At 70.5% G+C, this 14,806-nt stretch carries 11 protein-coding genes; 8 read left to right on the plus strand and 3 right to left on the minus strand.

Annotated elements, in window-relative coordinates:
* Positions 1 to 35: 35 nt before the first annotated feature.
* The 7 genes from AB0H43_RS01315 (at position 36) to AB0H43_RS01345 (ending at position 9,824) form a co-directional block, all read left to right on the plus strand.
* Entirely contained in the window at positions 36 to 1,847 is a 1,812-nt protein-coding gene (locus AB0H43_RS01315) for an HSP90 family protein (protein WP_359994655.1), read from the plus strand.
* Positions 1,848 to 4,718: a hypothetical protein gene (locus AB0H43_RS01320; protein WP_359994657.1), complete on the plus strand. Its 2,871-nt coding sequence runs from the start codon at positions 1,848 to 1,850 to the stop codon at positions 4,716 to 4,718.
* Between the two features lie 44 nt (positions 4,719 to 4,762).
* Positions 4,763 to 5,350, plus strand: coding sequence for a TetR/AcrR family transcriptional regulator (locus AB0H43_RS01325; RefSeq protein ID WP_359994660.1), 588 nt, complete (start codon positions 4,763 to 4,765; stop codon positions 5,348 to 5,350).
* A 46-nt stretch (positions 5,351 to 5,396) separates the two neighbouring features.
* Entirely contained in the window at positions 5,397 to 6,731 is a 1,335-nt protein-coding gene (locus AB0H43_RS01330; protein ID WP_359995725.1) for a biotin carboxylase N-terminal domain-containing protein, read from the plus strand.
* A gap of 6 nt (positions 6,732 to 6,737) precedes the next feature.
* The gene (locus AB0H43_RS01335) at positions 6,738 to 7,628 is read left to right on the plus strand and encodes a hydroxymethylglutaryl-CoA lyase (protein ID WP_359994662.1); all 891 of its coding nucleotides are present in this window, start codon (positions 6,738 to 6,740) and stop codon (positions 7,626 to 7,628) included.
* 80 nt (positions 7,629 to 7,708) lie between these two features.
* Entirely contained in the window at positions 7,709 to 8,527 is an 819-nt protein-coding gene (locus AB0H43_RS01340) for a hypothetical protein (protein WP_359994664.1), read from the plus strand.
* A gap of 163 nt (positions 8,528 to 8,690) precedes the next feature.
* Positions 8,691 to 9,824 carry a chaplin family protein gene (locus tag AB0H43_RS01345; RefSeq protein WP_359994667.1) on the plus strand — a complete coding sequence of 378 codons (1,134 nt, stop codon included), beginning with the start codon at positions 8,691 to 8,693 and terminating at the stop codon, positions 9,822 to 9,824.
* 94 nt (positions 9,825 to 9,918) lie between these two features.
* Here the strand turns inward: AB0H43_RS01345 and AB0H43_RS01350 are convergent, their stop codons facing one another.
* The 3 genes from AB0H43_RS01350 to AB0H43_RS01360 are packed head-to-tail and all read right to left on the minus strand — an operon-like array spanning position 9,919 to position 13,179.
* Positions 9,919 to 11,466, minus strand: a complete 1,548-nt coding sequence (locus AB0H43_RS01350; RefSeq protein ID WP_359994670.1) for an SPFH domain-containing protein — start codon at positions 11,464 to 11,466, stop codon at positions 9,919 to 9,921.
* Entirely contained in the window at positions 11,466 to 11,981 is a 516-nt protein-coding gene (locus tag AB0H43_RS01355) for an NfeD family protein (protein ID WP_359994673.1), read from the minus strand. The genes AB0H43_RS01350 and AB0H43_RS01355 overlap by 1 nt, the downstream gene beginning before the upstream one ends.
* Before the next feature lie 43 nt (positions 11,982 to 12,024).
* Entirely contained in the window at positions 12,025 to 13,179 is a 1,155-nt protein-coding gene (locus AB0H43_RS01360; protein ID WP_359994676.1) for a hypothetical protein, read from the minus strand.
* Between the two features lie 95 nt (positions 13,180 to 13,274).
* Between AB0H43_RS01360 and AB0H43_RS01365 the strand changes: the two genes are divergently transcribed.
* Entirely contained in the window at positions 13,275 to 14,786 is a 1,512-nt protein-coding gene (locus tag AB0H43_RS01365; protein WP_359994679.1) for an acyl-CoA carboxylase subunit beta, read from the plus strand.
* The last annotated feature ends 20 nt before the right edge of the window (positions 14,787 to 14,806 follow it).

A 14,806-nucleotide genomic window follows, 5' to 3' on the forward strand; every position in this document is an offset into this window, starting at 1 on the left:
GGCATTTGTCCGGCGACGCCGGTACCCTCTGGCGCGTGAGTCACTCGTTCCAGGTGGACCTCCGGGGCATCGTCGACCTGTTGAGCCACCACCTCTACGGCAGTCCCCGGGTCTACGTCCGGGAGCTGCTGCAGAACGCGGTCGACGCGATCACCGCACGTCGAGTGGCCCATCCGGGTGTTCCGACGTCTGTGTGGATCGAGACTCCGAAGCGGACGCCGGACGGCACGCTGCGCGTACACGACACCGGGGTCGGGCTGACCGAGGCGCAGGTCCACGAGTTGCTGGCCACCATCGGCCGTAGCGGTAAGCGGGATGAACTGGGTTTTTCCCGGCAAGAGTTTCTCGGCCAGTTCGGCATCGGCCTGCTCTCGGCCTTCCTGGTCGCCGACGAGATTCGGGTGCAGACCCGGCACGAGGGAGCGCCGACGGTCTACTGGACCGGCTACTCCGACGGCCGCTACGCGGTCGAGTCCGGGCCGGAGCGCGCCGAGGTGGGCACGACGGTGACCCTGGTACCCCGGCCGGACGCCACGGACTGGCTGGCCGCCGAGCGCGTGGTCGAACTGGCCCGCACGTTCGGCGAGATGCTGCCGGTCGGCGTACGCGTCGACGGTGAACTGATCACTGTGGAGTCTCCGCCCTGGGACCTTGGGCGGGCGGAGCTGTTCGCGTACGCACAGGAGACCTTCGGGTTCGTGCCGTTCGACGTGATCGAGGTGAAGGTGCCCGAGGCCGGGCTGCGGGGGGTGGCTTTCGTGCTGCCCCGGCCGGCGAACCCGGCGGCCAAGGCCGGGCATCGGGTGTACCTCAAGCGGATGCTGCTCGCCGAGGGCGCCGAGGGTCTGCTGCCGGAGTGGGCGTTCTTCGTGCGCTGCGTGATCGACGCGAGCGAGCTGCGCCCGACGGCCAGCCGCGAGGCGCTGTTCGAGGACGGTCTGCTGGAGTCGGTGCGCGAGCAACTCGGCGACCAGTTGCGCGGCTGGATGCTGGCGATGGCCCGCCGGGAGCCGCAGCGATTGCAGCAGTTCCTCTCGGTGCACAACGTCGGCGTGAAGACCTTGGCGCTGCACGATCTGGAGATGTTGCGCCTGGTCGACGAGTGGTGGCCGATGGAGACCAACATGGGCCGCATGCCGCTGGCGGAGTTCCGGCGGCGCTACTCGACCGTGCGCTACTGCACCACTGTGGACGAATTCCGGCAGCTCGCGGCGGTGGCGGCGGCGCAGAACCTGGCCGTGGTGAACGCCGGTTACGTCTACGAGCCGGACATCATCGAACGGCTGCCGCTGCTCGATGCGGAGGTGCTGGTCGACCGGCTCGACCCCAGCGATCTCGCGACCCGGTTCGACACCCTCGACCCGGCGACCGACCTGGCGTTGCGGCCGTTTCTCACGATCGCCCAGCGCCGGATGGACCCGCTGGGCTGCGAGATCGTCGTGCGGGCCTTCGACCCGCCCGGTCTGGCCGCGCTGTATCTCGTGGACCGCGAGTCCACTTTCCAGCGCCAGCTCCGCGAGACCCAGGAAGTCGTCGACGAGGTCTGGGCGGGAGTCCTCGCGGCGTTCGAGCGGGCCGAGGCCGCGACGCGGCCCCAGCTCGTCCTCAATCATCGCAATCCACTGGTACGCCGAGTGACCGCGTTGCCGTCGCCGGAACTCGTCGGGCTGGCCGTGGAGTCGCTGTACGGGCAGGCGTTGCTGCTCGGGCACCATCCACTGCGCCCGGCCGACTCGGCCTTGTTGAACCGGTCCTTCCTGGGCCTGCTGCAGCAGGCGGTGCCGGCCGTCGGGCCGGCCTCGGCCGAGCAGCCGGCTCCGGAGGCACAGCCGGAGGGGGAGGACTGAATGGCGAGCGAGGACGAGATCCGCGGGATGATCGCCGCGGCTTGGGACGCGCCGGAGGGCGCCGGGCAGATCGCGCTGGTGGAGGAGGCGATGCTGCACGCCGAGGCGAGCGGGAACGCCGAACTCGCCTTCGACGCCCGGATGGTCGCGACCAACGCGTTCCACCGCGGTGGTGAACCGGCGAAGGCGTTCGTCACGTTCGCCCGGTGCCTGAAGGAGTACGACGAGAACCCCGACCGCCGCAACGGTCAGGACGAGCATCTGCTGCTCTGGTTCTTCAAGTACATCGTCTCCTCGATGGCGAAGTTCCCCGAGGTGCCGTTGGAGCGTACGCACGCCGTCCTGGACGACATGGAGCGCCGCTACCGATCGGGCGGGCACAGCCTGCACGCCGTGTACGCGTACCGGTATGTCGTGGCGTCCCATGTGGGCGACGCCGAGCAGGCCGACCACTTCTACGGACTGTGGGACGCCGCCCCGCGTGACGAGAACTCCGACTGCGCCGGGTGCGACCCGACGTCCAAGGCTTATCACCTCGTCTGGCGCGAGCGGTACGCCGAGGCGATCGCCCTCGCCGAGCCGGCCTTGCAGGGCCGGTTGACGTGCTCGGAACAGCCGCAGTCCATCCTGACCGCGCTGATGATCCCGTATCTGCGGACGGGCCGGCTGGAGCAGGCCCGGGACGCGCACCGGCGGGCGTACCGGGCTTTCCAGACCAAGCCCGCCGACCTGGGTTCGGTCGCCGATCACGTCGAGTTCTGCGGGCTCACCGGCAACGAGATGCGCGGTTTGGAGCTGATCGAACGGCACCTGACCTGGCTTGAGAAGCCGCCGACGCCGAAGGCCGAGATGGAGTTCGCCTCGGCCGCCGCGCATGTGCTGCGCCGGCTGACCGCACAGGGCAAGGGCGACCTGCCGATCCGGTCGGGGTGGACCGTCGCAGAGCTGGCTGGGAACCTGGCGGATCGGGCCGCCGCCCTCGCGATCCGCTTCGACGAGCGCAACGGCAACGCGTACCAGAGTGAACGGATCGCGCGGCGCCTGGACGCCGAGCCGATCGTCGACTACCTGCCGCTGTCGATCACCGCGGCCCATCGGTCCCAGGTCGCTCCGGTGGAGCCGGACGAGCCGGCGATCGCCGAGCCCGATCTGAGCTCCGCGCCCACCACCTTGAGTCTGGACGAACAGCTGGACCTCGCCGAGAACTGGCTGCGAGAGCAGGATCCGCGCGGTGATGCGCTGGCGGACCGGGTGCTCGGCAGCTGGCGGTCGACGGTCAGCGGGACGCTCACCGCCGAACAGCAGGGCCGGATCGCGATGCTCCAGGTGAGCCGGCTGCCCGACGACGACCTCGTGGGCATCCAAGCGGGCCTGATGCAGGCGGCGAGCGGCTTCGCCGAGGCAGGCGACCTGGCCCGCGAGGCGGCCTGCCGGGTGCAGCTGGCGATCGCGCAGTTCCAGACCCAGCCGTCGGAACCGGCGCTCGGCGAGCCGGTGGAGCTGACGATGGCGCGACAGGCCGCCGAGGAGGTGCTGTCCGCCACGACCGACTCTGTGTTGCGCCGGGTGACGCTGCTGCGGGTGGCGTACCTGGAGACCATCGCCGGGCAGACCGACGCCGCGCTGGCCTCGATCGACGCCGCCGACGCCGAGCCGGGGCACGTCCCGCTGCGGCACCGGGTGCAGAGCCTCATGATGCGGGCCGGTCTGGTGCACGCCCTGGACCGGATCGACCAGACGCGCGACCTCGTCGGGGCGGCGGTCGAAGCCCTGCGTCCGCTGGGCCGGTCGAACGAGCTGGCCTCAGCCCTGTTCACGTACGCCAACCTCGTCGGCGGCCTCGGCGATCACTCCGGCGCGCTCGCGGCGTTCGAGGAGGCGGCGGCCGTCGCGATCGACCCCGAACTCCGCCGGAGCGCTCGAGCCAACGCCGGGTTCATGCTGGTCAACACCGATCGGGCCGACGAGGTCATCGACGACATCGTCGAGCACGTCTGCCTCATGGCGGCCGAGGGCGAGGACCGGGCGGCGGCGTACTCCCGGCATCGGCTGGCTGTCGCACTGGCCACCACGCGCCGATTCCGGGAGGCGGCGGAGGTGGCCGAGGAGGCGTTGGCGTACTTCGCCGACGAGGCCGAGGAGGAGCAGGTCATCGCGGACGAGTGCCGGGATCTGCTCGCCCGGGTCTACGACGAGATGGGTGAACCGCTCGCCGCGCTGGCCCAGCTGGAGGCGCTGGCGGCCGGCCGGGGTGGCTTCGACGACGCCGGATATCGGGCACATCTGCTGGAACGGATGGCGGAGGTGCTCTACCGCGTCGATCGGGACCGCGAGGCGGGGCTGCGCTACGGAGAGGCCGCCGCCGGCTATCAGGCCGCCGGAGAGCGGCCGGCCGCCGCCCGCGCGCTGCGGCGACGCATCCTCGCCCTGCATTACGGGCGTGATCCGGAGTCGGCGATCGAAGCCATCGATCAGGCCACCGCGTACGCCGCGGGCGCCGATCCGGAGCAAGAGCCGGGCATCGTCTGGGAGCACGCGATGGCCTGCTACGACGGCGCATTCGTGCTGGCCGACCACCGCTCGTACGCCGACGCCCTGGCGATCGCCGAGAAGGCGCCCGAGCTGTTCCGCTCGATCGAGGCGTTCGAGGAGGCGGCCTTCGCCGAGCTGCGGCACGGTGAGATCCTGGTGGCGGCCGGCGACCCCCGGTCGGGCGAGCGGGTGCTGCGGCGGGTGATCGAGGGGCTGCCCCGGGATCATCAGGCGCGCGCGGAGGCGGCCTGGTGGCTGGCTCGGGCGCTGGAGGAGCAGGGCGAAGCAGAGAAGGCCCGTGAACTCCGCAAAGCGTACGATCTTCCGGAACGCGACTAAACGGGCGTTAAGTTTCCGAGTTGACTGGCGAGTAGGCTGACCGAGTGACGATCGAGCAGCAGGTAGACACCCCCCGCAAGCGCTCGCGCCGTGACGAGATCCTCCAGATCGCCGTCGGGCTCTTCGCTACTCGCGGCTACCACGGCGTTTCCATGGACGACATCGGCAAGGAAGCCGGTGTGACGGGACCCGCCCTCTACCACCACTTCGCCGGCAAGGACGCCATGCTGGTCGCGGCGCTCAAACCGGTCAGCGAGGGCCTGTTGTCCGGCGGCCGGGAGCGGGCCGAGGCCCACCGGGGCGAGCCCACGGCCGCTCTGGAGGCGTTGGTCGACTTCCACGTGGAGTTCGCGCTCGCTCACCCGGCTGTCATCGCGCTGCACCTGCACGAACTGGATCGGCTGCCCGAGGAGCCCCGGCGGGAGATCCGCCGGCTGCAGCGCCGATACGTGGAGGAGTGGGTGACGGTGCTCACCGCCGTGCGGTCGGAGCTGACCGACGGCGAGGCCCGGGTGCTGGCTCACGCGGTGTTCGGCCTGATGAACTCGACGCCGTTCCTCGGCGGCGAGGTCGACCGGGGTCGCCGGGCCGTCCTGCTTCGGGCGGCCGCGCTGTCCGCGCTCAGCGCCTAGGTGCCACCTTAACGATCGATAAGGTAGCGTCCGAGGGGTGTCTGAGATTGAGTCTCTCCTCGTCGCCAACCGCGGTGAGATCGCCCGGCGGATCATCCGTACGGCGAAACGCCTGGGTATCCGCACGATCGCCGTCCACTCCGACGTCGACGCCGGCCTGCCCTTCGTCCTGGAAGCGGACGAAGCCGTGCTCATCGGCCCGGCCAATCCTGCCCAGAGCTATCGCAACGCCGAGGCCGTTCTCGCCGCCGCCAAGCAGACCGGCGCGCAGGCGATCCATCCCGGATACGGCTTTCTCTCCGAGAACGCGGAGTTCGCCCGGCAGGTCGAGGCGGCCGGGCTGATCTGGGTCGGCCCGTCGGCGGAGGCCATCACCGCGATGGGCGACAAGATCAACGCGCGCAACCTGATGGCGGCTGCGGGCGTACCGGTGGCGCCGGGGACCACCGACCCGGCCGGGTCGGTCGACGAAGCGCTGGCCGAGGCGGTCCGCATCGGCTTCCCGGTGATGATCAAGGCGGCGGCCGGCGGCGGTGGCATGGGCATGGCCCCGGCCAAGGACGAAGCCGCGTTCCGCACGGAGTACGACAAGGTGCGCGGTTTCGCCGAGCGCATGTTCGGCGACGGCTCGGTCCTGATCGAGAAGTACTTCCCGAGCGTGCGGCACATCGAGGTGCAAATCCTCGGCCTCGCCGACGGCCGGGTGGTCGCGCTGGGCGAGCGGGAGTGCTCGGTCCAGCGGCGTAACCAGAAGCTGGTCGAGGAGTCGCCCTCGCCCGCGAGCATGCTCACGCCGGAGCGGCGGCAGGCCCTGCACGCCTCAGCGGTACGCGCGGGGGAGGCGGTCGGCTACCGCAACGCGGGCACAGTCGAATGCCTGCTCGATCCGGCGACCGGGGACTTCTTCTTCCTGGAGATGAACACGCGACTGCAGGTCGAGCACCCGATCACCGAGGCGGTCTTCGGCATCGACCTGGTCGAGGCCCAGCTGCGGATCGCGGCCGGTCTGCCGGTCGAGGTGCCGGCGCAGTCCACCGGGCACGCGATCGAGCTGCGGATCAACGCCGAGGATCCGAAGCGGTTCCTGCCCGGCCCGGGTGCGGTGACGGTGTGGGAGGAGCCCGCCGGACTGCCCGGGATCCGGGTGGACTCCGGGTACGCGGCCGGTACGACGGTCACCCCGAGCTACGACTCGCTGATGGCGAAGCTGGTGGCGTACGGGGCGGACCGGGCGCAGGCGATCGAGCGGCTGCGGGCGGCGGTCGCGGCGTTCCAGATCTCCGGCCCGAAGAACAATCTGCCGTTCTTCGCCGAACTCCTCGAGAACGAGGAATTCTTGAGCGGGGACTACGACACCGCCATCGTCTCCCGGATGAGGTGACCACCGATGACGCGAGTAAGCATCCGTGAGGTCGGCCCGCGCGACGGCCTGCAGAACGAGGACCCGGTCCCGACTCCGGCGAAGGTCGAGCTGATCGACGTCTTGAGCGGCACCGGCGTGGGCCGGATCGAGGCGGTCAGCTTCGTCCACCCCAAGGCGATCCCGCAGATGGCCGACGCCGACGAGGTGTGGGCGACGATCACGCGGAATCCCGGGGTCCGCTACAGCGCCCTCGTCCCCAACGTACGCGGAGCGCAGCGCGCGATCGCCGCCGGTTTCACCGAGGTCGAGGTGGTGATCTCGGCGTCGGACACGCACAACCGGCGCAACATCAACCGCGGCACCGACGAGTCGTTGGCCGAGTTGCCGGAGCTGATCGAGACGTTGCACGCCGGGGACGCGACCGCCGAACTGATCATCGCGACGAGTTTCGGCTGCCCGTACGAGGGCGACGTCGACCCGGCCCGAGTCGCCTCCATTGTGGATAAAGCGGTGGGGATGGGCGTCGACCGCGTGGCCTTCGGCGACACCACCGGCATGGCCACGCCTCGGCGCGTACGCGACGTGCTCGATCGGGTGACCCGGGACAAGCCGCTGCTCTGCCACTTCCACAACACACGTGGCACCGGGCTCGCCAACATCCTCACCGCGTTGGATCTCGGTGTGACGGAGTTCGACGCCAGCGTCGGCGGCCTCGGTGGCTGCCCGTACGCCCCCGGCGCGACCGGCAACGTGGCGACCGAGGAAGTCGTGCACATGCTGCACGACATGGGTTACGAGACCGGCATCGACCTCGACAAACTCGTCGAGGCGGCGGAACTGGCCCAGCGGATAGTGGGTCGCGAGCTGCCCAGCGGCGTGCTCCGAGCCGGACCGCGATATCGGACAATTGCTTGATTTTTCCTAATACTCACGTGTCCGGCCTATGCGGGAATCGTTGTCCATAGCGGAGTTTCCACTACCGCTGAAGGGCGACCATGACCAGAACCCGGAACAGCCGGTTCACGCGCGCGGCACTGCGCGCGCTGACCGTCGCCGGGTTCGCCACGGCCGCCTGGTTCGCCGGAACGGCTGCCGCGCACGCCGCTGAGCAGCCGGAGGCTCCGTCCGGATCCGAGACGGCTTTCGGCGAAGCCCACGCCGTCGGCGGACCAGCCGATGAGGCACCGAACACCGGCGAGGACCGCGTTCAGCCGGACCTGGTCACCGCGCTGCTCCGGGTCGCTCCGGAACTCGACGTCCAGCGCGTGGTGGCAGGCGTCGACGCGGTCCTCGCCGTGCCGGGCGACCTGTTGGGCATGCCCGCACCGGATGATCCGGACAATCCCGACGCGCCGCGAGTGCAGCGCCCTCGGGAACAACAACCCAAGCCACACCCCGGGCCGTCCGCCACCTGCGGTGAACACGACCCGCTGCTCGCCCTGGTGCGCCAGGTGGTCCAGCCGGCCCGTCGCATGGTCGCGGCGGCCGCCGGTCCGGCCTTCCGCGCCATTCCCGTGGGCGTGCTGCCGCCTCACAAGTCCACAGTGGTACGCGCAACGGCGCAGCCCCTCTCGGGCAGCGCCGTCGACCACCGTCCCGACGGCGGGGACGACTCTGGGCGTACCCCTGTGCTGGGCGATTGCGCGCCGAGCACGACGCCGGCGGGCAACGCCCCCAACGGAGGCAGTGCGCCCGCCGCTACCTTGACGGCGGTGGCCGTCCTGACCGCGCCGTTGGCCCGGGCCTTGCGCCGCGCAGCGGACAGTGCCCTGCGGCGGGCCGACGCGCCGCGCCCCACCAGCTCGCCTGACTGAGCGAGTTCGCTCCGCGCGCTGAGCGCGCCCTCGATCCCCAGGTACGCGGACGGCTTCCGCGCGCCTGCGGCGGGTCCAGTGTCTGCGACCGGACCCGGCACATCTCGGCACATCACTGCACTCGCGGACCCCCCGGTCTGCAACACCCGAAAGGCAATGAACCATGAACTCGTGGGCTCGTAAGTCCCTGAAGGCCGGTGCGATCTCGGCCGGTTTCCTGCTGGCCGGCGCGTCCGCCGCACACGCCAGTGACCTGACCACGTCGAACAACGTCGGGATCGGCAACGGTACGCAGGTCGACGCGCACATCCAGGCGCCGATCAACGTCTGCGGCAACGCGATCTCGGTGCTCGGCAGCGCCTCGGCGGGCTGTGTCGGCGGCGCGTGGGCGAACCACACCGGCGAGCTGGGCGACCTGACCAGCTCCGACAACTTCGGCCTGCTCAACGGTACGCAGATCCGGGCGCTGCTCCAGGCTCCGATCGACGCCTGCGGCAACGCGATCGGCGTCGGCGGGTCCGCGACGGCCTGGTGCACCGGCGGTTCGTGGGCGAAGCAGGAGTCGGCCAAGACCGAGAGCGGCACCCTGACCAGTACGCAGAACGTCGGTCTTCTCAACGGCACGCAGGTCCTGGCTCCGATCCAGATCCCGATCGACCTGTGCGGCAACGCGATCGGCGTCCTCGGTGGGGCCTCCGCGGGCTGCGTCGGCGGCTCCCACGCGTCGCTGGACGCGGAGAGCCTGCCGGACGCCTGGACCGGGCTGAACTTCGGCATCGGCAACGGTACGCAGCTGATCCCGCTGATCCAGATCCCGATCGACATCTGCGGCAACGCCGTGGCGGTCCTCGGCAGCGCGACCGCCTCGTGCCAGGGCGGTGCGGACGCGGTCATCGGCGACGGTCCGAGCGGGCACGGTCCCGACACGTACGTCAAGGACAAGCCCGTCCACCACAACACCAACAACATCAAGAAGAAGCACGTCAAGGGCGGCAAGAAGACCGAGGGCCTGCCGCTGGTCGGCGACCTGGTCGGCACCCTGTCCGGCCTGACCGGCAACCTCGCCGGCTCCGGCGCGCGTACGCTGCCTGCCCCGGCGGCGAAGCACGGCGGCTACGGCCACGACGGCGGTTCGTGCGCGAACCTGACCAGCGCCATGAACGCCGGCATCCTGAACGGCACCCAGGTTCTCCTGCCCGTCCAGGCGCCGATCGACATCTCCGGCAACGCAGTGGCCGTGGGCGGCAGCTCGGTAGCGCACAGCACCGGTGGTGCCACCGCCACGCTCACCTGCTAGCCGGCGTCTGTACCCGCTCGTTCCGCGTACGGCGGACGGCGTCCACATAGAACCGGGGCCGGGCGAGAGATCGCCCGGCCCCGGCCACTGTGTTTCACTCGGCGGGCTTGGCCTTGATGGCCTTGCGCGCCATCGGCTTCGTCTCGCCGTTGGCCGACGGCACGTCGGACGAGTCCGCCGAGACCCCGCCCAGCTTCGCCAGCAGGCTCGCCAGGTCGATGCCGGTCAGATCGGTACCGAGCTGGAGGCCCTGGGCGACGTTGGAGGCGACCGACTTCGTCAGCGAGCTGGCGCCGTCGGTGGAGATCACGGTCATCTTGTCGATGGACCGCATCGGGTCGCTGGCCGCCGCGACGACCTCCGGCAGCACCCGGACGAGCAGGTCGAGGATCGCGGCCTCGCCGTACTGCTGGAAGGCTTCGGCCTTGAGGCGCATGGCCTCGGCCTCGGCCTGACCCCGAGCCAGGATCGCGGCCGCCTCGGCCGAACCCTCGCGCTCGGTCGCCTCCGCGATCGCGGTACGCCGACGCTGCTCCGACTCGCCTTCCTTGGCGCCTTCGATCGCGTTGGCCTCAGCCAGCGCGGCCCGGCGCGCACGCTCGCCTTCACCGGTCAGGCGAGCCTGCTCGGCGGAGGCCTGCGCACCGGCGATCGTGGTCTGCCGGGCGGCGTCGGCCGCGAGGACCTGGGCGTTGCGAGCCGCCTCGGCCTCCTGCTCGACCTTGTACCGGGCCGCGTCGGCGGGCTTGCGTACCTCGGTGTCGAGCTGGCGCTGCTTGAGTTCGGCGTTGCGCTCGGCGACCTTCTGCTGCTCGGCGAGGATCGCCTGGTCGCGTTCGGCCTGGGCGAGCGGGCCGGCCGCGGCCGACTTCGCCTTCGCGGCGTCGATCTCGGCCTGGATGCCGGCCTTCTTGAGCTCCAGGTTCCGCTGGGCCTCGGCGATCGCCTCCTCGGCGAGCAGCCGAGCCTGTTCGGCGGACTGGCGGGCCTGCGCCTCGGCGATCGACGCGTCCTTGAGCACGCGCGCCGCCTCGGGCCGGCCGAGATCCTGCAGGTAGTTGCCCTCGGCGATGATGTCCTGCAGCTGGAAGGTGTCGAGGACGAGACCCTGGTTGGTCATCGAGTGCTCGGCCTCCTCCGCGACGGCCGAGGCGAACGCGGCCCGGTCGCGGATGATCTCCTCGACGGTGAGGCGGCCGACGATCGAGCGCAGGGCGCCGGCCAGGACTTCGCGGGCGAAGCCGTCGATGGCCTGCTGCTGGTGGAGGAACCGCTGGGCGGCCGCGCGGATCGCGTCCTCGGTCCCGCCGACCTTCACGACCGCGATGCCCTGGAGGTTGGCCCGGATGCCCTGCTTGCTGACGGCCCCGGTGACCTCGACGTGGATGCCGCGGCTGGACAGGTCCATGATCTGGAGCTTCTGGACGACCGGCAGGACGAAGACCGACGCGCCCATGACGACCTTCTGGCCGGACAGGTCGGTCGAGCGGGTGCCGTCGGCGGCCTCGACCCGCCGGCCCTTGCGGCCGGTCACGATGAAGGCCTCGTTCGGGCCGGCCACCTTGATGCGTGACAGCACGAAGAAGAGCAGGACGAGGACGAAGACCACGCCACCGGCGATGGGTAGGAGAAGGGGAAGCATCAGTTCCTTTCTGGATCAGTGAGACGGACCTTGACGCTGGTGTCGCTGGGGGCCTCGACCACCAGGACGTGGACGCCCGCCGGAATCGGCTCGTCGGCGAGGGCGTTGAGCTTGACCTGCTGGCCGCCGATGCGTACGCGGACCTCGCCGTAGCCCCCGGCCCGGATCTCGGTCACGACGACCCCCGGCCGGCCGACGAGGTCGGTCCGATTCGGGGTCGCATCGGTCGGCATGTTCCGAGCCCGGCCGGTGAGCAGCCAAGCCAGGTACGCCACCGGCACCGCGGCGATGGCGCCGATCGCGGCGACGAGGGCGAGCGGAAGGTCGACGCCCGGCAGCGCGCTGACGAAGGCTGCGGTGAAGCCGAAGCCGGCCAGGACGGCCGCCACCACTTCGACGGACAGCACGGAATCGGCCCCGTCGAGGCCGAAGAGCTCGCCGCCCAGCATCGCCACGGCGAGCAGGCCCAGCCCGATCGCCCCGACGATGATGAAGAGGATCGTCGCCCATCCCATGGCCGCCAAGGTAGGGAATCCCCGCAAGGGGCGCAGCCCCGAGCTAGGGAGACAGCCGCCACTCGAGCGCGAGGTATGAGCCGTACCAACCGGAAAGGACGGCCAGGACCACCAGTAGGGCGATCTGAAGTCGCCGATCGAGCTTGATCAGCGCGGCCCCGATCGGGATGAGTAACGGGAAGTCGGAAAGCAGGAACCGCCCTTTCGCGTGGAAGTAGCCGCCGCCTTGGAGAACGACCAGCAGCACCGCTCCCGCGGCGAAGAGGGCGAGCGGCCACGGGGCCTGGCGGCGTACCAGGAGGACCACGAGGAGAGCGATCGAGATGAGGAGCACGGCGGCTGTCACGACGTAGCCCAGCCGCTGCTGACCGCGCACGACCTTGACCAGCGAACGAGCCGTGTCGGCACCGAAGTCGAATTCACTGTGCCAGCCGGCGTTCTGCATCCAGAACCACGCGTCGAGCCGCTGGAGCTTCGTCGCGCACCAGCCCCAGAAGGCCACCAAGCCCAGCGGAGCCAACACCCAGCCCGCCCAGGGCCGCCAGCCGTCGGCCCGGCGTACCACCGCGACGAGGCAGGACAGCCCCACCGCCAGTACGAGGACCACGGCGGTCGGTCGGGTGAGCCCGGCGGCCAGGGTGAGCACGCCGGCGAGCAGCCAGCGGCGAGTCAGGACCGACCACAGCGCCCAGGCGCACAACGCCGTGAACAGCGATTCGGCGTACACCATGTTCTGCACCAACGCGTGCGGCAGGACTCCCCAGAGAGCGGCGAGCATCACGCCGAGCCGAGGGCTGTGGATCTCCGCACCCACCCGGAAGATGCCCCAGGCCGCTGCGACCCCGCTGACCGCGGCCAGTGCGATCCCGGCGTACGCGGCGGGTACGCCGATCGCCGCCAGGGCCCGGATCAGCTCCGGAAAGAGCGGGAAGAAGGCCACGTTCGTGCGGACGAGCTGGCCACCGGCGTACGTGATGGAGGTGTTGTAGCCGTTCGTCGCGATGCCGAGATACCAGCCACCGTCGTATGCCGACAGCAGCTTGACGACCGGCCGGTGCGCGCGATGGGCGAGGACCGTCAGGACGGCCAGACCGGTGGCGCGGACGGCGAGATAGGCGGCCAAGGCGGGAAGGGCCTGGCGCACCACTCCCGACCTGCGAGGGGAGTCTGTGGCAACGGCGGTGCCGAGCGTGAGCACCGCGGGATGCTAGCAGCGGCGCAGGCCGTACCGTCGCCTCGACCGGACCTGGTAGCCTAACGTTCGTTCAGGTGAACGCTCGTTAGGGAGGCCGCGTGAGCTGGGATGAGGTCAAGGAGCGGATCGCCGCCGGTGGGGCGGCCCGCTATCACGAGGCCAACGCCAAGCGCGGGAAGCTGTTCGCCCGGGAACGCATCGCGCGACTCGTGGACGCCGGTTCCTTCGTCGAGGACGGGGCGTACGCCAACGCCCTGGCCGACGGGTTGCCCGCCGACGGCGTGGTGACCGGTTCGGCGATGATCGACGGCCGTCCCGTCTGCCTCATGGCCAACGACTCGACCGTGAAGGCAGGCAGCTGGGGCGCGCGGACGGTCGAGAAGATCATCCGGATCATCGAGCGCGCCTACCAGACCGGTGTCCCGATGGTCTACCTCGTGGACTCGGCGGGCGCTCGGATCACCGACCAGGTCGACCTGTTCCCGGGCCGTCGGGGCGCTGGGAAGATCTTCCACACCCAGGTCCGTGCCTCCGGCTCGATTCCGCAGGTCTGCGCCCTGTTCGGGCCGTCGGCCGCCGGCGGGGCGTACATCCCGGCCTTCTGTGACGTCGTGGCGATGGTGGACGGCAACGCCTCCATGTACCTCGGCTCCGACCGCATGGTCGAGATGGTCACCGGCGAGAAGACCACGCTGGAGGAGATGGGCGGGGCGAAGGTCCACACCGAGGTCTCCGGCGTCGGCCACTTCCTCTGCAAGGACGAGGACGCCGCCCTGGAGGTCGTGCAGGCCTACCTCTCCTATCTGCCGGCCAACTGGACCGCCGAGCCGCCCGCGAGCGAGCCGAAGGCGGCGCGGGGCGGGATCGCCGCCCTCATCCCGGAGAGCGAGCGCCGGGCCTTCGACATGCGCCAGGTGGTCAAGCGCCTGGTGGACGAGGGCAGCTTCCTGGAGATCCAGGAGAAGTGGGCGCGGGAGCTGACCGTCGGATTCGCCCGCCTGGAGGGCCAGGTCGTCGGCATCGTGGCGAACAACTCGCTGCACAAGGGCGGTGTGCTGTTCGTCGACTCGGCCGACAAGGCCACCCGGTTCGTCCAGCTCTGCGACGCCTTCAACGTCCCGCTGATCTTCCTCGCCGACGTGCCCGGGTTCATGGTCGGCTCGGCCGTCGAGCGGCAGGGGATCATCCGGCACGGCGCGAAGATGATCAGCGCCATCAGCGAGGCCACCGTGCCGAAGTTCTGCGTCGTCGTGCGGAAGGCGTACGGCGCGGGGCTCTATGCCATGGCCGGGCCGGGCTTCGACCCGGACGCCACGATCGCGCTGCCCACCGCCAAGATCGCCGTGATGGGGGCGGAGGCCGCCGTCAACGCCGTGTACGCCAACAAGATCGCCGCCATCGAGGACGAGACCGAACGGGCCGCCTTCGTCGAGGCCAAGCGGGCCGAGTACGAGGAGGACATCGACCTCCTGCGGCTGGCCAGCGAACTCGTCGTGGACACCGTCGTCGAGCCGGACGACCTGCGCGGCGAACTCGTCCGGCGGCTGGCCGCCGCGCACGGCAAGGACCGCAGTTTCTCGCGACGCCGCCACGGCGTCACACCCGTCTGATCTCCGCCCGCCCGATTCAA

The sequence above is a fragment of the Hamadaea sp. NPDC050747 genome, from assembly GCF_040654195.1.
Taxonomy (GTDB): domain Bacteria; phylum Actinomycetota; class Actinomycetes; order Mycobacteriales; family Micromonosporaceae; genus Hamadaea.

Bases quoted from the DNA above. Each gene is read 5' to 3' on its own strand.
- AB0H43_RS01340 (WP_359994664.1), top strand. From the start codon at position 7,709: ATGACCAGAACCCGGAACAGCCGGTTCACGCGCGCGGCACTGCGCGCG.
- AB0H43_RS01355 (WP_359994673.1), bottom strand. From the start codon at position 11,981: ATGGGATGGGCGACGATCCTCTTCATCATCGTCGGGGCGATCGGGCTG.
- AB0H43_RS01345 (WP_359994667.1), top strand. From the start codon at position 8,691: ATGAACTCGTGGGCTCGTAAGTCCCTGAAGGCCGGTGCGATCTCGGCC.
- AB0H43_RS01335 (WP_359994662.1), top strand. From the start codon at position 6,738: ATGACGCGAGTAAGCATCCGTGAGGTCGGCCCGCGCGACGGCCTGCAG.
- AB0H43_RS01350 (WP_359994670.1), bottom strand. From the start codon at position 11,466: ATGCTTCCCCTTCTCCTACCCATCGCCGGTGGCGTGGTCTTCGTCCTC.
- AB0H43_RS01320 (WP_359994657.1), top strand. From the start codon at position 1,848: ATGGCGAGCGAGGACGAGATCCGCGGGATGATCGCCGCGGCTTGGGAC.